This is a genomic window from Kribbella sp. NBC_00482, from assembly GCF_036013725.1.
Classification (GTDB): domain Bacteria; phylum Actinomycetota; class Actinomycetes; order Propionibacteriales; family Kribbellaceae; genus Kribbella.
The window spans coordinates 7,538,016-7,563,476 of record NZ_CP107881.1 but is presented as its reverse complement, the minus strand read 5'-3'; the positions used below and the strand labels follow the sequence as shown (position 1 = coordinate 7,563,476).

25 protein-coding genes are annotated in these 25,461 nt (G+C 67.8%); 15 read left to right on the top strand and 10 right to left on the bottom strand.

Annotated elements, in window-relative coordinates; translation table 11 throughout:
• Positions 1–31: 31 nt before the first annotated feature.
• The 7 genes from OHB24_RS36625 to OHB24_RS36595 all read left to right on the top strand — a co-directional run bounded on the left by OHB24_RS36625 (position 32) and on the right by OHB24_RS36595 (position 10,642).
• Entirely contained in the window at positions 32–2,059 is a 2,028-nt protein-coding gene (locus tag OHB24_RS36625; protein WP_327635503.1) for a HelD family protein, read from the top strand.
• A 54-nt stretch (positions 2,060–2,113) separates the two neighbouring features.
• Positions 2,114–3,382 (top strand): hypothetical protein, encoded by a 1,269-nt coding sequence (locus OHB24_RS36620; protein ID WP_327635502.1) that lies wholly within the window; start codon positions 2,114–2,116, stop codon positions 3,380–3,382.
• Positions 3,383–3,419: 37 nt separating this feature from the next.
• The gene (locus OHB24_RS36615; RefSeq protein ID WP_327635501.1) at positions 3,420–4,805 is read left to right on the top strand and encodes a glucose-6-phosphate dehydrogenase; all 1,386 of its coding nucleotides are present in this window, start codon (positions 3,420–3,422) and stop codon (positions 4,803–4,805) included.
• A 53-nt stretch (positions 4,806–4,858) separates the two neighbouring features.
• Entirely contained in the window at positions 4,859–6,436 is a 1,578-nt protein-coding gene (locus OHB24_RS36610) for a carboxylesterase/lipase family protein (RefSeq protein ID WP_327635500.1), read from the top strand.
• A gap of 61 nt (positions 6,437–6,497) precedes the next feature.
• The gene (locus OHB24_RS36605; protein WP_327635499.1) at positions 6,498–8,957 is read left to right on the top strand and encodes a X2-like carbohydrate binding domain-containing protein; all 2,460 of its coding nucleotides are present in this window, start codon (positions 6,498–6,500) and stop codon (positions 8,955–8,957) included.
• A 156-nt stretch (positions 8,958–9,113) separates the two neighbouring features.
• Positions 9,114–10,046: a GTP-binding protein LepA gene (locus OHB24_RS36600; protein ID WP_327635498.1), complete on the top strand. Its 933-nt coding sequence runs from the start codon at positions 9,114–9,116 to the stop codon at positions 10,044–10,046.
• Positions 10,043–10,642, top strand: a complete 600-nt coding sequence (locus OHB24_RS36595; protein ID WP_327635497.1) for a TetR/AcrR family transcriptional regulator — start codon at positions 10,043–10,045, stop codon at positions 10,640–10,642. The genes OHB24_RS36600 and OHB24_RS36595 overlap by 4 nt, the downstream gene beginning before the upstream one ends.
• Before the next feature lie 27 nt (positions 10,643–10,669).
• Here the strand turns inward: OHB24_RS36595 and OHB24_RS36590 are convergent, their stop codons facing one another.
• Entirely contained in the window at positions 10,670–11,470 is an 801-nt protein-coding gene (locus OHB24_RS36590) for an NPP1 family protein (RefSeq protein WP_327635496.1), read from the bottom strand.
• A gap of 227 nt (positions 11,471–11,697) precedes the next feature.
• Between OHB24_RS36590 and OHB24_RS36585 the strand changes: the two genes are divergently transcribed.
• Both OHB24_RS36585 and OHB24_RS36580 read left to right on the top strand, forming a co-directional pair.
• Positions 11,698–11,976: a hypothetical protein gene (locus OHB24_RS36585; protein WP_327635495.1), complete on the top strand. Its 279-nt coding sequence runs from the start codon at positions 11,698–11,700 to the stop codon at positions 11,974–11,976.
• A gap of 29 nt (positions 11,977–12,005) precedes the next feature.
• A complete protein-coding gene (locus tag OHB24_RS36580) occupies positions 12,006–13,679 on the top strand; it encodes an alpha-amylase family protein (RefSeq protein WP_327635494.1) in 1,674 nt (557 codons plus the stop codon).
• Positions 13,680–13,697: 18 nt separating this feature from the next.
• On the opposite strand, the gene OHB24_RS36575 is transcribed toward OHB24_RS36580, so the two are convergent.
• Positions 13,698–14,903: an MFS transporter gene (locus tag OHB24_RS36575; RefSeq protein ID WP_327635493.1), complete on the bottom strand. Its 1,206-nt coding sequence runs from the start codon at positions 14,901–14,903 to the stop codon at positions 13,698–13,700.
• Positions 14,904–15,011: 108 nt separating this feature from the next.
• On the opposite strand from OHB24_RS36575, the gene OHB24_RS36570 reads away from it, so the two are divergent.
• Positions 15,012–15,581, top strand: coding sequence for a putative glycolipid-binding domain-containing protein (locus OHB24_RS36570; protein ID WP_327635492.1), 570 nt, complete (start codon positions 15,012–15,014; stop codon positions 15,579–15,581).
• A 6-nt stretch (positions 15,582–15,587) separates the two neighbouring features.
• Here OHB24_RS36570 and crcB (OHB24_RS36565) read toward each other — a convergent pair whose 3' ends face one another.
• From crcB (OHB24_RS36565) to OHB24_RS36550, 4 genes are all read right to left on the bottom strand, one after another.
• On the bottom strand, positions 15,588–15,959 hold the full coding sequence (gene crcB / locus OHB24_RS36565; RefSeq protein WP_327635491.1) for a fluoride efflux transporter CrcB: 372 nt from the start codon (positions 15,957–15,959) through the stop codon (positions 15,588–15,590).
• Positions 15,956–16,438: a fluoride efflux transporter CrcB gene (crcB, locus tag OHB24_RS36560; RefSeq protein WP_327635490.1), complete on the bottom strand. Its 483-nt coding sequence runs from the start codon at positions 16,436–16,438 to the stop codon at positions 15,956–15,958. The genes crcB (OHB24_RS36565) and crcB (OHB24_RS36560) overlap by 4 nt, the downstream gene beginning before the upstream one ends.
• A gap of 152 nt (positions 16,439–16,590) precedes the next feature.
• Positions 16,591–18,954 carry a GH92 family glycosyl hydrolase gene (locus OHB24_RS36555; RefSeq protein ID WP_327635489.1) on the bottom strand — a complete coding sequence of 788 codons (2,364 nt, stop codon included), beginning with the start codon at positions 18,952–18,954 and terminating at the stop codon, positions 16,591–16,593.
• Positions 18,955–19,089: 135 nt separating this feature from the next.
• A complete protein-coding gene (locus tag OHB24_RS36550) occupies positions 19,090–20,028 on the bottom strand; it encodes a hypothetical protein (RefSeq protein ID WP_327635488.1) in 939 nt (312 codons plus the stop codon).
• Positions 20,029–20,183: 155 nt separating this feature from the next.
• Between OHB24_RS36550 and OHB24_RS36545 the strand changes: the two genes are divergently transcribed.
• The 3 genes from OHB24_RS36545 to OHB24_RS36535 all read left to right on the top strand — a co-directional run bounded on the left by OHB24_RS36545 (position 20,184) and on the right by OHB24_RS36535 (position 21,704).
• Entirely contained in the window at positions 20,184–20,612 is a 429-nt protein-coding gene (locus OHB24_RS36545; protein ID WP_327635487.1) for a MarR family winged helix-turn-helix transcriptional regulator, read from the top strand.
• Positions 20,613–20,715: 103 nt separating this feature from the next.
• On the top strand, positions 20,716–21,141 hold the full coding sequence (locus tag OHB24_RS36540; RefSeq protein ID WP_327635486.1) for a DUF6069 family protein: 426 nt from the start codon (positions 20,716–20,718) through the stop codon (positions 21,139–21,141).
• Positions 21,142–21,287: 146 nt separating this feature from the next.
• The gene (locus OHB24_RS36535) at positions 21,288–21,704 is read left to right on the top strand and encodes a hypothetical protein (RefSeq protein WP_327635485.1); all 417 of its coding nucleotides are present in this window, start codon (positions 21,288–21,290) and stop codon (positions 21,702–21,704) included.
• Here OHB24_RS36535 and OHB24_RS36530 read toward each other — a convergent pair.
• Entirely contained in the window at positions 21,701–22,663 is a 963-nt protein-coding gene (locus tag OHB24_RS36530) for a zinc-binding dehydrogenase (RefSeq protein WP_327635484.1), read from the bottom strand. The genes OHB24_RS36535 and OHB24_RS36530 overlap by 4 nt on opposite strands.
• Before the next feature lie 69 nt (positions 22,664–22,732).
• On the opposite strand from OHB24_RS36530, the gene OHB24_RS36525 reads away from it, so the two are divergent.
• Positions 22,733–23,302, top strand: a complete 570-nt coding sequence (locus OHB24_RS36525) for a TetR/AcrR family transcriptional regulator (protein WP_327635483.1) — start codon at positions 22,733–22,735, stop codon at positions 23,300–23,302.
• Between the two features lie 67 nt (positions 23,303–23,369).
• On the opposite strand, the gene OHB24_RS36520 is transcribed toward OHB24_RS36525, so the two are convergent.
• The 3 genes from OHB24_RS36520 to OHB24_RS36510 form a co-directional block, all read right to left on the bottom strand.
• Complete coding sequence (locus tag OHB24_RS36520; protein WP_327635482.1) at positions 23,370–23,606, bottom strand: antitoxin; 237 nt, start codon at positions 23,604–23,606, stop codon at positions 23,370–23,372.
• Positions 23,607–23,621: 15 nt separating this feature from the next.
• Positions 23,622–23,927 carry a hypothetical protein gene (locus tag OHB24_RS36515; protein WP_327635481.1) on the bottom strand — a complete coding sequence of 102 codons (306 nt, stop codon included), beginning with the start codon at positions 23,925–23,927 and terminating at the stop codon, positions 23,622–23,624.
• Positions 23,928–24,087: 160 nt separating this feature from the next.
• Positions 24,088–24,663: a sigma-70 family RNA polymerase sigma factor gene (locus tag OHB24_RS36510; RefSeq protein ID WP_327635480.1), complete on the bottom strand. Its 576-nt coding sequence runs from the start codon at positions 24,661–24,663 to the stop codon at positions 24,088–24,090.
• A 345-nt stretch (positions 24,664–25,008) separates the two neighbouring features.
• On the opposite strand from OHB24_RS36510, the gene OHB24_RS36505 reads away from it, so the two are divergent.
• Positions 25,009–25,455 carry a GNAT family N-acetyltransferase gene (locus OHB24_RS36505; RefSeq protein WP_327635479.1) on the top strand — a complete coding sequence of 149 codons (447 nt, stop codon included), beginning with the start codon at positions 25,009–25,011 and terminating at the stop codon, positions 25,453–25,455.
• Positions 25,456–25,461 lie beyond the last annotated feature (6 nt).

Here is a 25,461-nt window from a genome sequence, read left to right as displayed (position 1 = left end):
GGACCCAGCTCACGATTCGAGGCTCTCACCGATGGTCGAACCTGAATTAGCGTCCGAACGCGCCTTCCTGGACACTGCCCGCACCGCACTCAGCAAGATGTACGCCGAGGTCGTGGACCGTGACGTCCAGATCATCGGCGGCGAGGACAACGACGAACGCTTCACCAACGAGGCCAACCAGCGGGCCAAGGAGATGCGGACGCACGCGCTCCTCGACCTGCCCGACGTACCGCTGTTCTTCGGCCGGCTCGACTACGAGTACGGCACGATCGAGGACCTGGACCAGATCTACATCGGCCGCCGGCACGTCCACGACGGGTCCGGCGTACCGCTGGTGATCGACTGGCGCGCGCCGGTGTCGGTGCCGTTCTACCGCGCGACGCCCAGCGACCGGCGCCGGGTCGTGATGCGCCGGCGGTACGGATTCTCCGACCACGCCGACCTGACCGGGTTCGAGGACGAACCGCTGACCGGTGCCGTCGTGTCGGATCAGGCGGACAAGTTCCTGCGGTCCGAGATCGAACGGCCGCGCACCGGCCCGATGCGCGACATCGTGGCCACGATCCAGCCCGAGCAGGACGACCTGGTCCGCGCGCCGCTGCACCCGAGCGTCTGCGTGCAGGGTGCTCCCGGCACGGGCAAGACCGCGGTCGGCCTGCACCGCGTCGCGTACCTGCTCTACACCGAACGCGAACGCCTCGGTCGCGGCGGTGTCGTGATCGTCGGCCCGAACCGGTCGTTCCTGTCGTACATCCGCAAGGTCCTGCCCGCGCTGGGCGAGGTCGACGTACGGCAGATCACCATCGACGAGCTGCTCACCCGCCCCACCGCGGCCACCGACGCAACGGAGGCCGAGCGACTGAAGGGCGACGCTCGGATGGCCGACGTACTGCGCCGCGCGTTGTGGTCGTACGTCGGTATGCCGACCGAGGGAGTCGTTTACAGCAAGGGATCCCGGCGCTACCGGGTGCACGACTACGAGGTCGTCGACATCGTGTCGGACCTGCGCGAATCGACCCGGTACGCGCCCGGGCGGAACGCGCTCGCGCAACGGATCGCGCACGTCGTGCTGGTCCGGATGGAGGAGCGCGCCGAGTCCCCGGACGACCGCGTGCAGAACGCGGTCGCGCGGTCGAAGCCTGTGAAGGACGTCCTCGACTCGGTCTGGCCGCGCGTCTTTCCCGAGCAGGTCCTGCATCGGCTCCTCGCGGACGCGGACTTCCTGGCCGCCGCGGCCCCCGGCCTGACGGACGAGGAGCGTACGGCGTTGTTGTGGCCGAAGCCGCCGCGCGGGTGGAAGTCGGCGAAGTGGTCGTTCGCGGACACCGTCCTGCTCGACGAGATCGAGGACCTGATCGAGCGGCGTACCGGATCTCTCGGGCATCTCGTCCTGGACGAGGCACAGGACCTGTCGGCGATGCAGCTGCGGGCGCTCGGGCGGCGCTGCCGCACGGGATCGGCCACGGTGCTCGGCGATCTCGCGCAGGCGACGACGCCGTGGGCCGCCGGATCCTGGGACCGCGTCCTCGGCCATCTCGACAAGGGCGACGGCGTCACGGTCGAGCTCGACCGTGGGTTCCGGGTGCCGGAGCAGATCATCAGCTTCGCGGCGAAGCTGCTGCCCGAGATCGCGCCGACGCTCGGCACGCCGACCGGCGTACGGACGGTTGCCAATGCGCTGAGCGTCGTGCCGGCCGACGCGTCCACGTTCGCCGACCAGGTGGTTGCCGAGTGCCGGGCGGCGCTCGAAGGCGAAGGGTCGGTGGCGCTGATCGCGGCGGATGATCAGGTCGTGGCGCTGCGGGACGCGATCGCGGCGGCCGGGCTCGAGGTGGCCCTGATCGGCGAGACCGACGACGAGATCGACACCGTGCGCCTGGTGTGCGTGCCGGCCACGCTGGCCAAGGGCCTGGAGTTCGACGCGGTCGTGGTCGCCGAGCCTGCCCACATCGTCGCTGCGGAGCCCCGCGGCCTGCACCGCCTGTACGTCGTGCTCACCCGAGCGGTCAGCCGCCTGCAGATCATCCATGCCGAACCGCTGCCGAGTGCCCTGGCCTGATCCTGTTCCGGCGTTATCGTCCGGTGTGCAGGCAGCCGGATCGGGGAGGCACACGTGAGCGGTTTGATCGTCTTGATGGTGATCGCAGTGCTGCTGGTCGTGGCTGCGATCGTGTGGGGGATCGTCGCGCTCGTCCGCCGGCAGCAGTACATCGGGTCGATCCGGCAGCGTGGCTGGAGCTTCGTCGACAGCCCGGCGTTCGACGCGGTGGCGCGGCTGAGCAATCCGCCGTTCGGGGTCGGTTTCGTGCGCAAACCGGACGACCAGATCACCGGGCTGACCTCGACCGGCCGGCCGTTCCAGGTGATCGAGTACAAGTCGGCGTACTGGTCGGGCTGGGTCGGCATGGTGACGCTGTCGCGTCGGCTGCCGGAGCTGTGGGTCACGGGCGGCGAGACAGCACCGCGGTACGGCGTTCTGGCGCACGGCGTTGTCGCTCCGGCGCAGCTCGGGCCGGGATGGCAGGTCGGCGCGATGGATCCCGCGTTCGCGCACGAGGTGATGACGTCGGCGCTGTGCGTGCAGCTGAACGCGCTGGCGGCCGCGCAACCCGGTGTGAACCTCGGCGTCGACGGCGACCAGATCGTCGTACTGAATCCGCCCCGCAAGGAGCTCGATCAGCTCGGTCCGTGGCTGGAGCAGCTCGGCGCGATCGCGGCGGCGATCGACGCGACGCCGCTCGACCACTGGATCCAGCCGGAGCCGGAGCCGCGGCTGCGGTTCTACCATCACCCGGACTGGTACTGGATCGGCGTCGACGACAACCTGCTGCAGTACACGCCGGTCCGCCGCGGCGGTTACGGTCACCGCACCGACGAGGTGATCCGGGGGCGAGACGGTGACGGGCCGCCGTTCGTCGCGTTCAAGCACCACTGGAAGACCTCGCACACCGAGTCGTACACCGACAGCAACGGCAACTCGCAGACCCGGACCGTGGTCGACTATCACTCCGAGGCGATCCTCGGCTTCCAGTTGCCGGCCCGGATGCCGCAGCTCAGCGTCGGGCCGAAGGGTTTCCGCGACGGCATCAGCTTCGAGAGCCAGGCGTTCAACGACCGGTTCGCGGTCAGCTCGGCGGACACCAAGTTCGCGTACGACGTGATTCATCCGCGCCAGATGGAGTACCTGATGGTGACGCCGGGCGCGCCGTTCCGGATCGTGGAGGACTGGGTCTGGTTCACGCCGGGGGAGCACAGCCAGCCCGCGATCGCGTTCTGCTCCGCGTACCTGCGCGGTTTCCTGGGCTGGGTCCCGCGTTTCGTCTGGCGCAACCTCGGCCTGCCGGACACGCCGTACCCAACCTTCGAGACAACCGTCGGGTAGGGGAATGCGGTTGCCGCTCACGTGGTTGAGTTTGACCGTGTTGATTCAACGTACCGTCGTCATCTTCGGCGCCAGCGGCGATCTGAGCTCCCGGTTGCTGCTGCCCGGCCTGGGCAGTCTGCTCGCCGGCACGCGCGCCACCGCTGTGCGGATCATCGGCACCGGCCGGTCCCCGCTCGCGGCGGAGGAGTGGACGGATCGCGTCCGGACGGCCTTCGAGTCCCAAGGCGAGATCGGACCGGTTGCGGCGGAGACCCTGGCAACTACGGAGTACGTCGCCGGTGATCCACGGGACGCCGCGCACCTGCGGACGCTCCTCGAGCTCGCCGGTCCGGCTCCGGTGCTGTACTTCTCGCTGCCGCCGGCCGTGACGACCGCGATCGTCGAGACGCTCCAGCGGGTCGAGCTCCCGGAGGGAACCGAACTGGCGTTCGAGAAGCCGTTCGGCACCGACTCCGCGTCGGCGGCCGCGCTGAACAAGCTCGTCGGCTCGCTCGTCCCCGAGGAGAACGTGCACCGTGTCGACCACTTCCTCGGCCGCACCGCAGTCCTGAACCTGATCGGCCTGCGGTTCGCGAACCGCCTGTTCGAGCCGGTCTGGAACGCCGAACACATCGAGAGCGTCGAGATCGTGTACGACGAGACGCTCGGCCTGGAGGGTCGCGCGCAGTACTACGACAACGCGGGCGCGCTGGTGGACATGATCCAGAGCCACCTGCTGCTCGTGCTCGCCCTGCTTGCGATGGACGCGCCGGCCACGATGGACGCGGTCGAGGTGCGCAGCGAGATGGCTCGCGCACTGCGCAGTACGCGTCTGTACCGCGGCTCCGCGGTCGAGGCGAGCAGGCGGGCGCGGTACACAGCGGGCGTCGCGAACGGTCGCGTCGTACCGTCGTACGCCGGTGAAGCGGGTGTGGACCCGGATCGGGAGACTGACACGCTGGCCGAGGTGACGGTCGAGGTGGGCACGAACCGCTGGGCCGGTGTCCCGTTCACGCTGCGCTCGGGCAAGGCGCTCGGTGCGGCGCGCAAGGAGATCGTGATCAAGTTCAAGCCGCTGCGTCACCTGCCGTCCGGCCTGCACGGCGGACGCGACGGCGAGACCCTGCGGATCGGTCTGAACCCGGGGGAGCTGTCCCTGTCCGTTCCGGCGCTCGGCGTCGACGGCCCGTACACGATGGGTCAGGTCTTCCTGGACGCGACGCTGCCGTCGTCGTCGGTGCTTCCGTACGGCGAGGTGCTGAACGGAATCCTGCGCGGCGACCCGCTGCTGTCGGTGCGCGGTGACGTCGCCGAGCGCTGCTGGGAGATCGTCGAGCCGGTGCTGGCCGCCTGGCACGCCGACGAGGTCCCGCTGGAGGAGTACGAGGCCGGGTCCGACGGTCCCGCCGACTGGCAGACCCCCAGGGAGTCCGCGGCCTGAACCAGGGACTCTCCCTGGGGCGACGGGTAGTCGCGCGCTGAAGAGTGGTCGCCGTGAGAATCATCCGCATCCTCCTCGCCGCCGCCTCCCTGACAATCGCCACGATCGGTCTACCCACTGCCGACGCCACCCCACCCGCCTCTGCTCCGGTTGTTGCAACGGGCAATGGGGTTGTGCGTGGTGTGAGTGTTGACGGCACTTACTCGTTTCGTGGGCTGCCGTTTGCTGCGGCTCCGACCGGGAAGCTCCGATGGCAGCCGCCGCAGCCCGCGGCGAGTTGGCGAGGCGTGCGCGACGCGACGTCGTACGGACCAGGCTGTCCGCAGGCACCTAGCGTGGTGACGCCCGCTCAAGTATCCGAGGACTGCCTCTACCTCAACGTCTCAACGCCGGCCCTTCACTCTGCCACCAAGCGCCCGGTCATCGTCTGGATCCACGGCGGCGGCCTGGTCGGAGACACCGGCTCCAACTACGACGGCACAAAGCTTGCGAAGGCCGGCGCGGTCGTCGTGACCATCAACTACCGCCTCGGCGCCTTGGGCTTCCTCGTCCACCCCGCCCTGGCATCGGCCGGCAACTACGGCCTGATGGACCAGCAAGCCGCCCTCCGCTGGGTGCAGCGCAACATCGCCCAGTTCGGCGGCGACCCGCACAACGTCACGATCGCCGGTGAATCAGCGGGCGGCCTGTCCGTCCTCGCGCACGTCACCTCCCGCAGCTCCAAGGGCTTGTTCCAGCGCGCGATCGTGGAGAGCGGCGCCTTCGCGCTGGAGCAGGAACCGCTCGCCAAGGCCGAGACGTTCGGCAAGGATTTCGCCGCCAAGGTCGGCTGCCCCGACCAGTCAGCGGACTGCCTGCGGAAGGTCCCGGTGCAGAGGCTCGTCGACAACATCTCGACGGCAACCGCCCTCATCCCAGGCGTGGTCGACGGAGCGGTACTCAAGGAGTCGATCGGTACGGCGCTCGCCGCCGGCCGCTTCAACCACGTGACGATCCTCAACGGCAGCAACCACGACGAAGAAGCGCTCTTCACGCTCGGTGGCCGCGTTGTCAGCCGCGGCTACAACGTTCCCTACACCAGCCCCGTCACCGCAGCGAACTACGAGAGCAACATCGCCACCGCGCTCCGGGTGTCGCCCACCCAGGCCGCAGCGATCGCCAAGGAGTACCCGCTGTCGGCGTACGCCACCCCGGACAAGGCGTTCGGCACACTGGTCGGCGACGCAACGTTCGCGTGCGGCGCGGCCCAGGTGAACAAGTGGACCGCACGGCGAGTTCCGACGTACGGCTACGAGTTCAACGACGACACCGCACCGTTCCTCTTCGCTCCGCCCGGTCTGCTCTCGGTGGCCACGCACGGCTCGGAGATGTGGTACCTGTTCGACCTCCCGAACGCTCCCTTCCCGGTCCCGCTGAACGCCGAACAGACCGTACTGGCCGACTCCATGCGCGCGGCCTGGGTGAACTTCGCGAAGACCGGCAACCCCTCGACACCGTCGACGTACTGGCCGGCCTCAGGACACACCGGCCGAGTGCTGTCCCTGGCGCCACCGGCGCCGCAGCTGTCGACGGACTTCGCGGCGCGTCATCACTGTGCCACTTTCGCACAGAATCTTGACAAGGTTAAGTAATAGACCCAATATCCTATCCGATTCGGTTTTCTCCTGAGTTCTCTGGGAAGAGGTCACCGCCATGACCAGATCCGTTCGGAGCAGGGTGTTGCGGGCCGCGCTTGCGGGGCTCGTAGTCGCCGGGCTGCTGCCGGCAGGTTTGAGTACGTCGACAGCAGCACCAGCGCCCCCTACCACCAGCGTGACTACCGCGACCGAGCTGCCAGGTCCCGCGGGGGACAAGGCTGCCCTGCCCTACATGGGCTGGAGCAGCTACAGCATGCAGGTCTACAACCCGAACGGCGGCAGCTGGATCACGGCGGATCAGCTGATCGCCCAGTCCGACGCGATGCACGCGAAGCTGCAGCCGTACGGGTACGAGTACATCAACATCGACGCCGGCTGGAACGACGGTATCGACGAGTACGGCCGGCCGACGCCGAGCAAGAAGCTCTACCCGAACGGCCTGCAGGCAGTCATCGACCACATCCACGCCAACGGCCAGAAGGTCGGGCTCTACGCGATCCCGGGGGTCAGCAAGGCCGTCATCGACGCGAAGCTGCCGATCTACGGCGCCCCGGGATGCACGACCGGCGACCTGCCGGTGCTGCCGTTGCAGAAGGGCGACTACTGGGGCATCGGCTACCGCATCGACTTCTCGAAGCCGTGCGCGCAGAAGTACATCGACTCGATCGCGGACCTGTTCGGCTCGTGGGGCCTGGACTTCCTCAAGTTCGACAGCGTCACGCCGGGCTCGGGGATCAGTGACCTGTCTGTGGACGCGCGCGACGACGTGAAGGCCTGGTCGCAGGCCCTGAAGCGGAACAACATCTGGTTCGAGCTGTCCTGGGCGCTCGACATCAACTACGCCGACTACTGGAAGCAGTACGCGAACGGGTGGCGGATCGACTGGGACGTCGAGTGCTACTGCACGGGTACCGCGCTGACCGCGTGGCCGAACATCAGCCGGTTGTTCCCGAAGCTCGCCGAATGGTGGCGGCACGCAGGACCGGGCGGGTGGAACGACCTCGACTCGCTCGACGTCGGCAACGGCCAGATGGACGGTATGACGAAGGACGAACGTCGTACGGCGGCCACGCTCTGGGCAGTGTCCGCGGCGCCGATGTACGTCGGCAACGACATGACCAGGCTGGACTCGTACGGTCTCGAACTGCTGACCAACCGCGAGGTGATCGCGGTCAACCAGGCCGGCCGTCCGGCGCACCCGCTGTCCATGAAGACGAACCGGCAGACGTGGTTCGCGCTGAACCCGGACAGCTCCTACACCGTTGCCCTGTTCAACCTCGGCCAGACCGACGCCGACATGACGGTGAACTTCGCCGACCTCGGCCTGAGCGGCGCGGGCAAGGTGCGCGACCTGTGGGCCCGCAAGGATGTCGGCACGTTCGCGTCGAGCTTCACCGCGAAGGACGTCCCGATCCACGGCGTCCGGTTGCTGAAGGTCACGCCGCAGAAGAACTCGGCGATCAGTGTGAACGACGACGACCTGCGGGTCTCGTACGACGGCGCGTGGCAGCGCAACACCAACTACGAAGTACCGGCTGTTTCGCAGGCGTTGACCGTCGGCGTGACGGACTCGTCCGCGAAAACCGCGGCGGCCGACCTCCCGACGCGGACCGTGGAGATCAACAACAACAGCCCCGAGATCGTCTACTCCGGCAACTGGAACTACAGCTCCGGTCGTGGTCTCGGCGACTATCAGGACGACGTGCAATGGACGGAGGGGAACGGCGACGCGTTCTCGTACAGCTTCGTCGGCACCGGCGTCGACTACGTGACCGAGACCGACCCGGGTCAGGGTGACGTCGACATCTACATCGACGGCGAGTTCAAGCAGACCGTCAGCACGTACCTGGATCCGGCGCAGGGGCACAACAAACCGCAGCAGGTCGTCTACAGCGTCTCGGATCTGCCGAACGGCAGTCACACCATCCGGGCCGTGAAGAAGTCCGGTCAGTTCATGCTGCTCGACAAGCTGAACATCCGGCAGGAGAGCCTGCTGAACCCGGACACCGCGGCGTTCGACAAGAACGCGCCGGCCGATGTCAGCGTGCAGCTCGGACGTGACCCGGGCGAGCTGGACGGGATCGCGAAGGCCGGCCAGGACGGTGCAGAACTCGTGAAGGGCACGGACTACACGGTCGCCGGAAACGCGGTGACGATCAGCAAGGCCTACCTGGCGAACCTGCCGGTCGGGAACACCGCGCTCGACGTCAGGTTCCGCGGCGACTACCGCGACGACATCCACGCCACCAAGGCCGACGGTGCGTCGGTCAGCCTCACCTTCACCGGGACCGGCGTCGCATGGAGTACGGCGCTCGCACCGGATCAGGGTGACGCGGACGTGTATGTCGACGGCAAGCTGGTACGCCGGGTGAACCTGCACAACGACACCCGGGTGACGAACCGGACCGTGTTCACCGCGACCGGGCTGAAGAACGCGCAACACGTCGTACGCATCGTCAAGGTGAACGGCGACGTACTCCGCAACGACGCGATCCGCTACACGATCGCGAAGTAGACACAGCGACAGCGGGTGGTGGCCCTCAGGGCCGCCACCCGCTGTTCTGTTGCGGGGGTCACAAGCTCTGACTGACTGATCAGTCAGTTACTTTGTTAGGCTTACCTCTTGGGGGATCGTGCGCGCATCCCTTGTCGGATGAATGAGGTGCCGCCTATGTGGTTGAGCGATGTAACCGTTTCGCGCCGGCGCGGCCGCCGCCGGGAAGACTCACGGCTTGCCGAGCATGTCGATCGGCTGGGCGAGGAGCACCCGCCGATCCCGCTCGGCAGCGTCGACTACTCGATGAAGAAGCCCAGCCTGCTGGCCGAGCGGTTCGGTCCGGTGCTGGCCTACATGACCCGGGTCGAGCTCGAGGTCGAGCGCAACGTGCTCGAACTGAACATCCTGCTGCCCGATCCGCCCGAGGTCGACCGGCACTTCTACGCGGACGTGTGGATGCCGCAGGAGACCCGCCATGGGCAGATCCTCGACAAGCTGCAGAATTTGCTCGGCGTGGAGCCGCACGAACCGAACCTGGCGGACGTCTCGTTCAGCCTCAAGTTCCTCGGCGCGCTCGGGCGGGTGCCCGGTGTCCAGGACATCAGCCGGATGCTCTACTACCTGACCGGGCTGGCCACCGAGCGCTCCGCGGTCCTTGCCTACAACAAGCTTCACGCCGGGCTGGTCGAGCTCGGCGAGCGGGCCGTCGCGGCCACGGTGGTCGCGCCGATCCGCCGCCAGGAGCCGGGGCACTTCGCGTACTACCAGATGGCCGCGCAGCAGCTGTGGGACCAGCTGTCGGGGTGGCAGAAGACGCTGACGCGCGGGCTGCGGAAGCGTACGTTCGAAGTGACCGGTGCCTACAACAAACGTCAGGTGACCGAGTTCGGGGACGTGATGGAGGCGCTGAACATCAGTGACGGCGGCGAGGCGGAACTGCGCGAGTACGCACGGCAGGTCGGACGGGCCGAGCTCGAGCTGATGTGGGCGCACCGGCAGGGTCTGCGGGTGCCGGACTATGTCTTCAAGTCCCTCAAGCGAGCCGCCGTGCTCGCAGCCGAACGGAAAGGTGAAGTCTGGCCTGCCGCCCAACCGGCAGGCTCATGACCGCTCCCGCGCACACGCGCCATGCCACGCGACCGTCCAAACGGCAGCTCATCATCGAGACCGCCGAGCGGCTGTTCGCCGAGCACGGGTACGACGCCACGTCCACGGCCCGGATCGCGACCGAGGCCGGCGTACCGTCGGGGCTGGTGTTCTACCACTTCGCGACCAAGCTGGACCTGCTGCTCGCGGTGGTGCAGGAGCGCCCGGCGCCCAGTGAGGTACTGCGGTCCACGACGCGCGGCCCGACCGTACGGCGGCGGTTGCGCGCGATCGTGGCGACGATGGCCGAGGAACTGGAGCATGACCGTGCGGCCCGGATCATCGTGTTCCGGGAGGCGCAGGGGCGGCCCGAGATCGCGTCGCGGGCAGCCGAGTTGTTCGCGGAGGCGACCGAGACTGTGGCCTGCGTACTGGCCGGCGCGGAGGACGTGGTGGCGGATCCGGACCGGGTGCAGGCGGCCGCGGAGCTTGTGGTCAGCCGGGTGTTTCTCGATACGGTCGCGCTCGGGCATGCCGAGACGGCGACACTCAGGCATGCCGCGATGATCGACCTGATCGCGGAGTCGCTGACGGGCGGCGTGCGCGCCGAGGACTGAACGCGCACGCCTCCTTGGTCGAGAGCGTCAGGCCCAGGGGTCGAAGGGGATGCCGGACGGTTTGGACGCGTTCAGCAGGTTGCGGAACCGGTCGTCCTTGTCGGTGATCTTGATCGTCGCGGACCCGAAGTCCGCGGTCATCAGGGTGTCGCGCAGCGACGTACTCGGGTAGCCGCTCCAGCCGACCAGCGGCGGGTACCGCCAGTTGTGGTAGTGGTTCTCCGGCGGTTCGTCGTTGCTGTTGGCGAGCCGGAAGAAGTGCGTGCTGGCGCCGTCCTTGTGGTAGACGACCTTCGGGTGCGAGCCGTCGAACCGCACCTGCGAACGGGTGTAGGTGACTTGGCTCGAGTGCTGCGTCGTGGTCACGTACTCGACCTGGTTCGACGCCTGGTTGACCCAGGAGATGACGTGCTCCCAGTCGTGCCGGTGGCCGCCGAGGCTGCTGCCGGGCAACGCCTGGTCCTTCTCGAAGTAGCTGGCGTACACGATCGCGCACCAGCCGTTGTTGCACTTGTCGCGGGAGTAGGTCTGCGAGTTGTCCAGGTCGGACTGGTCGCGGCAGTTGCCGTTCACGGCGCCGGTCGGGTTGAGGCCGGCGTTCAGGGTGCCGTCGGCGCCGATGGCGGGTGTGGCGTAGCAGCCGTCGGTGTCGTAGTCGTACGCCGGCGAGAACGACTGCTCGTACCCTCCGGCGTTCTGCGGCAGGCTCGGCGGCGGAGCGGCGTACGCCATCGCGGCCGAGGTCACCATCAGGGCGGCCGTTCCGACGACGACGCCGAGCGTCCGGCGGAAGGATCGTGGTCGAGGAGGCGGGGCGGAGTCCTGCATCGATCGCTCCTTACTACGGGTCTTACTTCAGGGCGGAAAGGAACGATCCGAGGATGCCAGGGCGGGACCACTTCCGCCTATACCTCACGTGACTACTGGTTGACGGTCCGTCAACGACGGATATCGATACGCGCGAGGGTCGATGACGGTGGTGCAGAGTGGGAGTTGACGCCTGCCGCCGTGGGGAGACCGTGAGGAACGACCGGCGGGCGTCATGGGAGGAACACGTGTCTGATGAGGATCAGGCGAGGACCGGTCAGTCGCGGCCGGCGCTGCCCGACGGCTCGATGCCGACGTACGGCAGTCACCCGTTGCCAGGAACCTCTCACGGTGAGCCGCCGTCGTCGCCGTTCGGCTGGGGGCCGGCCCTCGAACGGTTCGATCACCTCGACGGCACCGGCCACGGACCACCGCGCGCCGAGAGCCCGCTGCTGGTCGTTGCCTTGATCATCCTGTCCGGCGTTGCCGTGTCCGTCCTGATCGCAGCCATCGCCGTGCGCGTCTGAAGTCCGCCGACCCCGGGTACCGGCTGGGCATGCGCCTGACCGAAACAGCCGATGTCTGGTGGAAGAACGCGGTCATCTACTGCCTCGATGTCGAGACGTTCTTCGATACCGACGGCGACGGCAGGGGAGACTTGCGTGGGGTGTGCCAACGGATCGATCACCTGGCCGAGCTTGGGGTGACCTGCCTGTGGCTGATGCCGTTCTGCCCGACGCCGGACCGCGACGACGGCTACGACATCACCGACTTCTACGGCGTCGACAACCGACTTGGCAGCCACGGCGACCTGGTCGAGCTGATCACGCTGGCCCGGGACCGCGGCATCCGGGTGATGGCAGATCTGGTGGTCAACCACACCTCGGACAAGCACCCCTGGTTCCAGAGCGCGCGGGCGTCGCGCGAGTCGCCGTACCGGGGCTGGTACGTCTGGCGCGACGAGCCACCGCCGGATGCGGACAAGGGCATCGTCTTCCCCGGAGAGGAGACGAGTCTGTGGCAGTACGACGAGGAGGCGGGGCAGTACTACCTGCACCGCTTCCACAGGTACCAGCCGGATCTCGACATCGCGAATCGTGACGTTCGCGAGGAGATCGAGCGCGTGGTCGGCTTCTGGTCGGAACTGGGGCTGTCCGGGTTCCGGGTGGACGCGGTGCCCTTCTTGATCGACACGGCCGGCGCTCAGGACGCGGCCGACCTGCCGGATCCGCACGACTACCTGCGGGACCTGCGGGCGTCACTGCAGCGGAGGCACGGGCAGTCGATCCTGCTCGGCGAGGTCAATCTGCCCTATCCCGACGTACGGCGCTTCTTCGGTGACGAGGACGGCGACGAGTTGACGATGTGCTTCGACTTCATCGGCATGCAACGGCTCTACCTGTCGCTGGCTCGCAACGACCCGGCCGAGCTGGTCAAGGCGTTGCGGGACCGGCCGGACCCGCCCGAAGAGGCGCAGTGGGGAACGTTCGTCCGCAATCACGACGAGCTGACGCTGGACAAGCTGTCGGAGGAGGAGCGGCAGGAAGTGTTCGACGCGTTCGGGCCGGAGAAGAGGATGCAGATCTACGGCCGTGGACTGCGCCGGCGCTTGCCGCCGATGCTGGACAACGACCCGGCGCGGCTCCGGATGGTCTACAGCTTGCTGTTCTCGCTGCCGGGTACGCCGGTGTTGTTCTACGGCGAGGAGATCGGCATGGGGGAGAACCTCGCCGCCGAGGGCCGGAACGCGGTCCGGACGCCGATGCAGTGGACGGCTGATCCGGCCGGTGGCTTCTCGACGGCCGATCCGTCCCGGCTGCCCGTGCCGATGGTCGAGGGCGAACTCGGCCCGGAGAACGTGAACGTGGCGGCGCAGCGGCGCGACCCCGAGTCCCTGTTCAACTGGATGAAGCTGCTCGTCCTGCGGTACCGCGAGTGCCCCGAGTTCTCCTGGGGGTCGTGCACGATCCTCGAGACCGGAGTGCGGTCGGTGTTCGCGCACCGCTCGGACTACGAGGACGGAACGGTCGTCGCCGTTCACAACTTCGCGCCGGAGCCGGTCCGAGTCCGCCTGGCGGTCGCCGGAAGCGCCGTCGGAGTGCGCGCGATCGACTTGTTGGAGACCAGTACGGCGGACGTCCGCGAGGACGGTGTGCTGTCGCTCGACCTCGCACCGTACGGCTGCCGGTGGCTGCGGATCGTGCACCCGGGCGACCGCTATCTGGTGTGATTCGCCCGCGGCCGTAGGTCAGGTGCTGTCGCGGGTGCTGAGGATTATGAAGCCGACGGTTGCGAGGGCGGTGAGGCCGGCGGGGATGAAGAAGACGTGCGGCAGGCCGATCGCGGCCACGCCGATGCCGCCGATGGCGCCGCCGATCGCCGAGCCGACGGGGATTGCGCTGAGGAAGATGCCCGAAGCGGTCCCGACGCCTTCTGGGTAGAGGCGTTGGGCGATCGAGACGCCGAGGGCGCCGACGCACGCCCACAATCCGGCGGTCAGCGCCTGCCCGACGAACAGGCCGACGACCGACGTGCTGAGTGCGTAGGCGAGGTTGCCGGCCAGCCCGAGTACGGCGCCTGCTGTCATCGCGCGGATCGCGCCGAACCGGTCGGCCAGTCGCGCCACCACCGGGAGCATGAGCAACTCGAGGAGCGGCTGGATGCCGATGACCACGCCACGCAGCGAGTCCGACACGTGCAACTGCTCGGCCATGTAGATCGGCAGGTACCCGAACTTGATCGTGTCGCCGGTCATCGCCAGGACGCAGACCGCGGTGAAGATCAGCAACGGCATCATGTGGTCGATCTGCCGGCGCCCTGCTGCGTGTTCGGAGGGCGTGCCTGCCTGCGGATCGTCGTACCGCTCGACGCGTTGCAGGCCGAGCGGAATCATCGCGGCGAACACGCAGACGGCTGTTGCCACCAGCAACGCACGGAGCCCGAACGCGCCGCCGAACCAGCTGCCGAACACCGGGCCGAGGATCCAGCCCGTCGTGAACGCCATCCGGACGGTCGCGACGACCCGGTTCTCGGCCCGGGTCGGATGCCGGCTCAACTCGTCACGGCAGGCCGCGAACAGCTGCGCCATCGAACCGCCGGCCACACTCAACGCCAGCGCGCTGATCACGAACGGCATCCAGACCTCGGTCGCGACCGCCATCGCGATCCAGCCGGCCGCGCCGATCACCGAGCAGATCCGGAACCACAGGAGCCGGTCCTGGGTCCGGTCCGACCATCGCCCGACCAGGTAGCCGGCGATGGGCGCGGCCAGGTTCGTCACGTAGTACAGGCCGGCGACGGGCAGTGGCGTGTGGAGATCTCGCACCAGGAACAGCGTGAGCTGTGGGGTCGCGGCCGAGAGACCGACACCGGCGATCAGCAACGAGAGGAAGGCCGAACGGTAGAACCGTGATCGGAGCACAATGCCCAGCGCGGACTCCGACCGGTCCAGCATCCACCCCTCCACGAAAACGCCTACCGACCAACGATAGGCGCACCCGCCGAGATCGCCCCCCTCGTGTCACCCCTCGAACAGTTCAGGTCGGCTGGTTAGGGTCGGGGGATGGAGCTGCGTGCGCTGCCTGCCGCTGCGTCGTGGACGCATAGCGGGGCTCGGGTGGGATTCGAGGTGCTGTTCCCCGGCGCCGGCCGGTTGAGAGGTCGTACGTCGGCCCGCGAGGGCGACTCGATCTGGTACGTCGGGTACGAGATCACCGTCGGTGCGGGCTGGGCGACCGAGTCCGTGAATGCGGTGAACTCGACGATCTCTGGTGAGCATGCGGTTGCGTTGACACGTTTCCCGGACGATCGCTGGACCGTGAACGGTGTAGCTCGGCCGGATCTCGACGGCTGCCGGGACGTGGACTTCGAGTCCTCGGCGGTCACGAACACGCTCCCGGTGCATCGCCTCCCGTTCGTTCCCGGTACGACGGTCGACGTGCCGGCTGCCTTCGTACAGGCCGACGATCTGTCCGTCGTACGACTCGAGCAGCGCTACACGCTCACGAGCTCCGAAGAGCGACGGCACGTCTTCCACTACGAGTCCTCGACGTTCGACTTCGAGTGTGAGTTGACGTTCGACGCTTCGGGTCTGGTGCTGGACTACCCGGGCATCGCGACGCGAGATCGCTGAGGTCCGTCAGCCCCAGATCGCTTGGCTGACGGCCGCTCCGAGGAACACGCTGCCCAGGCCGGCCACGATGCTCGCTGTCACGTTGGCGACCGCGAGGAAACGCGCCCGATCCTCGTAGAGGCGGATGGTCTCGTACGAGAACGTCGAGTACGTCGTGAGCGCGCCGCAGAACCCGGTGCCGACGAGGAGCTGCACATCGTGCGGGAGAGCGGAGGACGCGCCGACCAGGAAGCCCAGGATCAGCGATCCCACGACGTTCACGCTGAACGTGCCCCACGGGAACAGCGAGTCGTGCCGGGCCTGGACGGCGCGGTCGGCGAGATAGCGCAGCGGCGCTCCGATCAGGCCGCCGGCGATCACGAGCAACAGCCGGGTCATCGCGTTCTCCAGGTGATCAGCGCGCGCGTCGCGCTCACGGTGGCCCGGACCGCGAGCAACGCGCCGACGACGGTTGTGACCAGGTAGAGCAACGCGATCCCGGCGTTCCGCCCGGTGACGAGCTGCTGGATGTCGACGGCGTACGTCGAGAACGTGGTGAACCCGCCGAGCACGCCGGTGCCGAGAAACGGGCGGAGGAGTCGTTGCCGGGTGAGAACGTCGGTGACCACGACCATCAGGATCCCGATCAGGCCGCAGCCCACCACGTTGATGACCAGCGTGCTGATCGGGAATCCGCCCGGGGGAGTGGGCCAGCCGAGCCCGACCAGATACCGCGCGGCGGCGCCGATCGCGCCGCCGACGGCGATCGCGCCCAGGATCACCGGATCATGCGCACGCTGCGCCCGCCCGTCGATCCGCAGGTCGACGTCCGAGTCGACCGGCCCCTTGGGCAACGGGTTCAGAGGGTGGTGCTCCACAGACATGCCTCCTACCTGGACGTGCCTCGCGGCGTGGCGCCGCGAGGTTCCTCAGGTAGGGACTGTTGGCCGCCGAAAGCGACAGTTGGATCCGGCGAGCCCCACCGCCGGTCAAACTCCGACCAGCATAACTGTCGCCGCCGGCGGCCGACTCAGTGGTCCACGGGCGGCGTTCCCCACGCCGAGGGCACCGCACCCATCGCAACGGCGATCCGCCCGCCGCGCGTCACGAACGACTCGGGCAACCAGGACTCGCCCCGCGCCCGGCCGTTCAGCGACAGACCCTGGACGTACTGGTTCGTGTCCGACGTTTCCGGCGCTTCGACAGTCAGGCGTACTCCGTTGCTCCGGCGTAGCTCGACCTTGGGAAACAGCGGGCTGCCGACCAGCAACTCGGCCCGCCCCTGCGTCTGCGGGAAGAGCCCGATCGCGGCGAACACGTACCACGCGGAGAGCGTGCCGAGATCGTCGTTTCCCGGCAGCCCCGACGGACCGGTGCCGTAGACGGTGTCGACGATCTCCCGAGTGGTCGCCTGCGTCTTCGACGGCACACCGAGACCGTTGTAAAGCCAGGGCGTATGCAGGCCGGGCTCGTTCGTCGGGTCGTACCGCACCGGGCTGCCGCCCTTCACCGCCCAGTTCCCGTTCGCGTCATGGAAGAACGCGTCGAGCCGCTGCACCGCGGTCGTCGGTCCGCCCATCAAGGTGGCGAGGCCGGACACATCCTGCGGCACCATCCAGGTGTACGTCGACGTCGTACCTTGGGCGAACCCGACATCCGTCGACGGGCTGAACCCGTTCTGCCAGGTGCCGTCCGCCTTTCGCGCCCGCTGGTACCCGACCGCCGGGTCGAAGGTGTTCTTCCACCAGCTGCCCCGGTCCTTCAGATCCGTCACGTCCGCGCCGATCCGGGCGCCCCATTGAGCGAGCGAGAAATCCGCGAGAGCGTTCTCCAGCGTTTCCGCGGCACCGCCCCAGCAGTGGCAGGCGTCCTGAGGCGCGTAGTGCTTGGCGAGGTACGTGTTCAGCGCCGGCCGCTGTCCGGTGCACTGCCCTGGGCAGCCACCGTCGTTCTCCGCCTCCGCGTTCTGCACCCGCGCCTGGTGCCCCAGCGAGCCGAAGGCGCCGCGGACGTCGAAGTTCGTGGCTCCCATCGCGACGAACGTCGCCAGCGTCGGCGCAGCCGGGTCGCCGGTCATCACGTGCGTGGCACCGTTGTTGTGCAGCCAGCGGTCCCAGATCCCCTTGTTCTGCTGGGCGAACTGGTACATCGACTGCGCGTAGTCACCTGCGACGTCGGGCTTGAGCAGCGCGAGCAACTGGATGTGGGCGCGGTATTGATCCCACCCGGAGAACGTTCCGTACTGCGCTCTCTGCCCGCGCGCGAGCCGGTGGATCTTCAGGTCGGATCCGAGGTAGCGGCCGTCGACGTCGTTGAAGATGTTCGGCTGCAGGAGCGTGTGGTAGAGCGCGGTGTAGAACGTGGTCCGTTGCGCGTCGGTCCCGCCGGTGATGCGGATCGCGCTCAGTTCGCGTTGCCAGGCGGCGTATCCGTCGGCAGCGACCTTGTCGGCCTTGGCGTTCGGCCTGAGTTCGGCGCGCAGGTTCTGCTCGGCACCGGCCTGGCTGACGTAGGAGATCCCGAGCCGCATCCTTACCTCGGAGCCCGGCGCGAACGTGACGTACCCGCCGGAGCCGCGACCGGCCCGGTCCGCTCCGGTGGCGTATCCCTCGCCGCCGGTGGTGTGCGTGCTGCCCGCCGCCAGCGTGCTGTCCTTCCAGGTGCCGTTGGCAACGATCGGCTGGTCGAAGGACGCCGTGAAGTACAGCCGGTAGTACGTCTTGCGGTTGTTCACGCCTCCGTTCGCACGGCGCCCGCAGAACGCGCCGGTCAGTACCGACCCGGTGACCTTGCGGTGGGCCGGATCGATCGTGATCTCGGCGTCCTCGCTGCCGTTCAGCGAGTTCGACGTACGGAACAGGAGGTTCGCGGCCTGATCGGCCGGGAAGGTGAACTCGCCGACGCCTGCGCGGGTGGTCACGGCGAGGTCGGTCTTCACGCCGGAGTCGAGCGTCACGGTGTACCGGCCGGGGAGCGCTCTCTCGTTCTCGTGCCGGAAGTTCGTCGCGTACTTCGCGTCGGTCGTGTCGGCGGTCGGCGAGGAGTCGACCGTGCCGGCGTACGGCATGATCGGGATGTCGCCCGCGGCGCCCGGGTTGCAGCCGGCGCCGCTGAGGTGGGTCAGGCTGAAGCCACGGACGCGCGTGACGTCGTACTGGTACCCGTTCGCGGCGCCTGTGCTGGTCTGATCGCCCCGGGTGCTGGTCGGGCTCCACGAGATCATCCCGAACGGCCGCACCGCCCCCGGCCAGGTCGTCCCGTCCCGGGCCGATCCGATCAACGGGTCGACGTACCCCGCCGGATCGAACGCGACTGCGGCTTGCGTGACTGTGGCTTGGGAGGGAACGGCGGGAGCCAGCAGAGCAACTGCGAGACCTAGGGCCACCAGGCGCATGCGAAGACCTTCCGTGGGCGGAACGGAGCGATCTCAGCGTAGGGGAGTTTGGTGACCAACGCCTGATGCACGGAAGAACACCAATTGATCGGTGCGACCCGGACCCTGGTGATGGGTCCGGGTCGCTCTGGTTGCCTAGCCGCCGTTGAGGACGTCGTACTTCGGTGCGATGCGGAAGTACTGGGGGTCGGAGAAGGTCAGCGGGACCTTGCCCAGACTCTTGATGACGGTGCTCGTGCCGTTGGAGTGGCCAACGGCGTACAGGTAACCGGACTTGGTTTCCTTGTCGATGCCGAGCAGCAGCGTGCCGCTCGCGCCGCACTTGGTCGCGATCAGCTGCTCGAAGCCCTGCCAGGTCGTGCCGCGGACCGTCTTGCTGGTCGGTGCGGCCAGGTACTTCGTCGGCCAGGTGACGGTGACGAGCGCGCCGGACCTGGTGTTGGCGAGGAAGGTCTCCGAGGTCGCCGTACGGCCGATCAGCGCGATGCCCTTGACTGTGCTCAGACCGCCGACACCGGAGGTGACGCGCCAGCCGCTGCCGTCGGAGATCCAGCGCTGCGTGACACCGTCGGTGCGCTGGCCGTACAGCAGAGTGCGGGCCGGATCCCCGGCGTTCGCCGGGCGCAGGACCGACTGCTCGATCCAGCGGTAGTTGGACCAGCCCCCGCCGATCCGGACGTTGTTGTGCGGGTAGTGCGGATCGATCTGGCTCTGGCCGTCGACGACGAACGAGCTGGAGTACAGCGCGCCGTTCATGACGGTGAGACCGGACCGCGACTCGCCGCTGCCGAGCGGCGTGCCGGTGAACGTGCTGATGTGCTGGACCTGGTTCGCCGGGAACACCCCGGCCGTCCCCCGGACCCCGCCGATGGTGATCGGTGCGGTGGCGTTGACCATCCGGCTGGTGAACGCGCCGGTCGAGGTCACCGACCCGAGCCGCAGCGCGCACGCCGCGGTAGTAGCCGTCGTGCTGCCCGCTGTGGATTGTGCAGCCTGGGCCGACGGCACCATGGCCGCCCCGAGGCCCAACGCGAGCGCGCCGGCCGAGGCCAGACCTACGGTCTTTCGAAACATCTGGATCGTCCTCCCCTGTACGCGGAGGCACCCCAGCCTCCGTCGTATCGCATTGGAGTCCGGCCGCCGCCGAAAAGTTGCCGGTCGTGTTGGAGCAAAATCCCGGCCGGATCCGGGGCTAAGGTTGGCGCTGACCGGGGGACGGGAAGGGGCGTATGTCGAAGCCGAAGGTGCTCGCGGCCGGGCCGGCGTTGATCCGGGCCGCCACCGCCGTGACGGAGGTGTACGAGCGGATCAGCTCGGACCTCGGGCTGACCATGCAGCAGGCGCGATTGCTGTTCATCCTGCACCGGCAGCCGACGAACATGCTCGGCCTCGGGTCGGCGCTGCGGCTGACGAAGTCGACGATGACCGGAGTGGTCGCCCGGATGGAGTCGGCGGGGCTCGTCGTGCGGGTTCCGGACGAGGCCGACCGACGGAACTTCGTGGTCACGCCGACGGACCACGGCGCCGAGGTCGCTGAGGAGTTCGAGCGCCGGCTGCGGACCGAGGTACGACGGATGCTGCAGGTGCTCGACCCCGGCGAACGGGAGACGCTGGGAGCGCTCCTGACGGCCGTCATCGCGGGCCACGAGGACGCCTGACGGTACGAGTTTCGGACTGATTTCGCCGAAGCGCTGGTCTTCGGCGAAGGTGTCGGCTACCTTCACATTAGTACGAGATGCGTACCGATAACGGAGGTGTCCGATGGCGTCTGTCGACGTGCAGCACCCGGTGGCGATCGGTCGCCGCCGGCTCACCGTCCTGGTCGCGGCCGCAGTGGCTGCTGTCGTGCTCAACTATCTGGTCGCGCTCGGAGCCGTCGCACTTGGCGCGGACGCGTCCTTCCGCCCGCTGACCGCGCAGGTCTTCATCCCGTTCACGCTGATCGGCCTTGCGGCCGGATTCGCCGGATGGACGACCGTCGTACGCCGCTCCGCGCGACCTGCAGCCGTTCTGCGCGTCCTGGTTCCTGTTGTCCTTGTGCTGTCGATGATTCCGGACCTGTTGCTGCTGGCTACGAAGTTCATCCCGGACACCTCGGGGACCGCGGTCGCGGGCCTGATGTTCATGCATGTCGTCGTCACAGCCGTCGGCGTACCTGCCTACCGGTTGGCCGGCCCGAAAATGTAAGGGCGATGTGACGTCCGCGACAGCGCCTGGAGGGCTCGGTCGACCGTGCTTCCTGGTAGACACGGGCGTGAGTACGTGTCGCCGACAGGGAAGCGGATTCGATGGTGATGGCGTGGCGGTTCGGTGCCGTTGACGTCGATGCTGTCATGTCAGTACTTGGTGACGCGGAAACCTTCGCGGACTGGATGGTCGCCGTACCGCCGGAGCTTCGCGCCGGACTCAACTGGCCACAGGTGGGAAGTTTCATCCTGCGAGACGACGGCCGCGAGCCGCGCGCACGGCACTCTCATAACCGGCAGTTGCTCGTCGCGGTCGTCGAGCGCTGGCGGCCCGACAGCGAACTCGTCGTACGACTGCGCAGTGGACTCGGCGGCTGGGTCCAGGTGGCCGTCAAGGTGCAAGCGCGCCCAGGCGGTTCACTGATCGAGGTCCGCTCCGAACCGCTCACCGCCACCGCCCGCCTGCGCTACACCGGCACGTCCCGCGGCCGCGCCGAGGAACGCTGCGCCCAGGTCGCCGAGAACCTGATCGCCTTGGCCACCGTCGACGAACCCGAGGACTAAGTCCTGAGAACGATCCGCCCGAAGACCTCGCCGTCCTGCATCTTCTGATGCGCCGGCGCGGCGTCGTCCAGCGGCAGTTCCTCATGGATCACCAGCGGCAGGCGACCGTTTGCCGCGGCGGCGAACTGCTCGGTTCTGACGGTACGGCGTTCTGCGGGCGAGACCGTGTCCGCGCTGAAGGTTGCGAACGACAATGACTTGCGGAAGTTGGCCATCAACGCATCGGCGAAAGCGGGCGGTGGTGGGCCGGCGATCGCTCCGACCGCGACGAGCCGGCCGTTCGGTCTCAGTTTGTCGAGGAACACCGGCAGCTCCGGGCCGGCGACGACGTCGATGATCACCTCGTACGCCGGGGGAGCGGTGGCATCGCCCGCCCCGGAGCGATCCAGAACGTGCGTCGCGCCGACCGCGCGCAACAGTTCACCGCGTGCCGCCGACGAGGTGGTGACCGCTACCGCCGATGCACCGCCCTGCGCGGCCAGGTGAACCGCGAGGATGCCGATGCTTCCCGCAGCGCCACGCACCAGTACGGACTCGCCGGGGCTGAAGTGCGCATGCCGCAAGCCGAAGTGCGCCACGACGCCGGAGCTCCCAAGCGTCACCGAGCCCGCCGCCGACAGCCCGGCCGGCAGCGGTACGACGTCCTCGACAGCGGCGATCGCCTGCTCGGCGTACCCGCCACCGAGACCCGTGAACGCCCAGACGCGCTGACCGATCCAGGAACTGTCCCTGTCGTGGCCGACAGCAATTACCGTCCCCGCAACCTCCGAACCCGGTACGAGACCTTCGCGGAATCCCCACGCGGCAAGGGAACCGCTGCGGATCAGCGCGTCGACACCTCCGACCCCGATCGCCTCGACCGCGACGAGCACCTCACCTTCACCGGGCTCCGGCGCCGGTACGTCGACGACGCTCAGCTCTTCGGGGCCGCCGAACGCCTTGATCACTACTGCCTTCACCTGTCGTCTCCTCTCGACTACTTCCGAGACTAAGTGGACGCACCTGTCCGGTTGACTAGAGTGAGAGGAGTGACGGATCGATTGCCTCAGAAACTGCGCGCCGATGCGGAGGACAACCGCGAGCGGATCCTGGCGTCCGCCCGGGCGCTGTTCGCGAGCGACGGGCTGACCGTACCGATGCGCGAGATCGCCCGGCATGCAGGCGTCGGTCCCGCGACGCTGTACCGCCGCTACCCGACCAAGCAGGCGCTGGCGACCGCAGCCTTCGCCGAACAGGTCCGTGCTTGTGAGGCGATCGTCGAAGAGGGGCTTGCGGCAACGGATCCCTGGCGGGGGTTCTGTCTGGTGATCGAGCGGATCTGCGAGCTGCACGTCCGCAATCGCGGGTTCACGGATGCGTTTCTGGCGACGTACCCCGATGTGGTCGACAGTGCGGCGAGTCGCGAGCTGACGCTGAAGTCCGTCGGCACGTTGGCGCGGCGGGCGAAGGCTCGAGGTCAGCTGCGGCGGGACTTCGAGTTGAGTGATCTCGTCATCATGCTCACCGCGCACCGGGGCCTGCAGGCGTCGACGCCGGCTCGGCGGCTGGCTGCCTCGCGGCGGTTCGCGGCGCTGACTGTGCAGGCCTTCAGTGCTTGAAAGTGCCTGAATATGCCTGAGGCGGTCGTGGGGAATCCCACGACCGCCTCAGTGTGAAGGCGTTCGATCAGCCCTGGTTGTCAGGGATGTCGTCGTTCTGGCCGTCCAGACCGTCGAGCTGGTCCTTGGCCAGGTCCGTGCCCTGGTCGATCTTGTCGCCGTACTGGCCGCCGGTCTTCTCGTCGACGAAGTCGCCGGCCTTGTCCAGGCCGTCGGCGACCTTGTCACCGTGACCGTCGACCAGGTCCGCGGCCTTGTCCTTCAGGCCCTCGGCGGCGTCCTTGATGTTGTCGAATACGCCCATGTGCGTGATCCCCGATCAGTTTTCGTAGTTGCTGTTGTCGTTGCTGTCGCCGTCGTTCGAGGAGCCGTAGCCGCCCTCCGACGAACGCTCGTTACCGGACTCCTCGCGCTGACTGGACTCTTCGCGCTGGCCGTAGTCGCTGCTGCTCGACTCGTTGGTGGATTCCCCTCCGCTGGAATCCTGCCCGAAGTCGTTGCCGCCGCTGTTCGAGTCGTCGCCGGAGCCGTAGCTGTTGCCGGAATCCTCCCGACCGCCCTGCTCGCCGTACTGGCCTTCGTTGTTCTGGCCTTCGTTGTTCTGCTCGTCGTAAGGATTGCTCATGAGCTATCTCCCCGTGAGATATGAATTGTCGACCGCCCAGTGCAGAACCAAGCCGTACGACGGGGCGGTCGTGAGCCGGATGGCACCCGCCCTTTCCTACCGGAACGTAGGATGCGGCGCAAGGACTCCGTCGCGTGTTTCGCGTGCCTTCACGAACCGGTCACTCGATGATCCGGCGCAGCCGGTTCGTCGCGCGGAACTGGAGTTGTTTGACGGCTCCGTCGGTGCGGTCCATCGCGGCAGCGGTCTCGCTGATCGACAGACCCGCGAAGAACCGCAGGAGTAGGCACTCGCGCTGGTCGTCGGGCAGCAGCGAGAGAGCGCCGCGCAACGCGGCCTCACTCACCGACGCCAGTGCGGCCTGCTCGGGTCCCATGGACTCGTCGACCTGCGGGTCGACTTCGTCGGTGACGATCGCCAGCCGGCTCCAGCCGGACCGGTGATGGTCGATCACCACGTTCCGGGCGATGGTGACCAGCCAGGCCGCGAAGTTCAGGTGCGCCCGCGGCCGGCGGGCGATCGCGCGGAACGCCCGCAGGAACGTCTCGCTGGTCAGATCCTCGGCCGCGCTGCGCGACGAGGTCTTGCTGTAGGTGTACCGGTAGATCGACGGCAGGTACCGATCGTAGAGCCGCCCGAAGGCCGCTCCGTCACCCGCTTGCGCGAGCCGGATCAGTTCGTCCTCGTCGTCGAGATCGCCGGAAACTGCGACAGATGCGGCGGTGTGTATGGACATGTGTCGGTTACGCACCGCCCGGTGCGAAGTTGTTGATGGCCATGCGCTTCCTAAGCCCCGTTCTCAGTCAGCTACGCGGTGAACATCACGAAAAGGTTACCGAAAGTCGCCCACCGTGTCACCACCTATCCGTAGAGTGCCTGAAAACTCAGCGACTGAAGGTCCGCCGCCGAACTGAGCTGCGCGCCGAGCACCGCGACGCGCCACTGCAATACGCTGGAGTCGGCCGGTCTGATCGAACGTGTCCGCCAAGGCAAGCGGATCCTGGTCCGCCGGACCACGCGCGGCGCAGGGCTGGTCGATCTGTTCGCCTAGGTAGTTGCTACAAGCAACGGTGTGGGAGCTATGGAAGACGTCCGCCTCCGGCCGGGGACCGCCGCCGACGACGAGTTCCTGTACGACCTGCACCGCCGCGCACTGGGCGATGTCATCGAGGCGACCTGGGGCACGTGGGACGACGACGTACAACGGGAGTTCCACCGGAAGTGGTTCGTGCCGGAGACCGTCGAGATCGTCCTGGTCGGTGGCCGGCCCGCCGGAATGGTGCAGGCGGCAATGATCGATGCCACGACGTTCTACATCTCTCGGATCGAGATCGCGCCGGAGGTGCAGGGTGGTGGTGTCGGTACGACGTTGTTGCTCGGTCTCCTCGATCGCGCCCGTTCGTCGGGTGCGAACGTCGTCGAGTTGCACGTGCTGCAACTGAATCGTGCGCGCGAGCTGTACGAACGACTCGGCTTCGCAGTGGTCGAGACGGAGCCTCCCAAACTCCGGATGCGCCTGGCTCTGTAAGGCCGG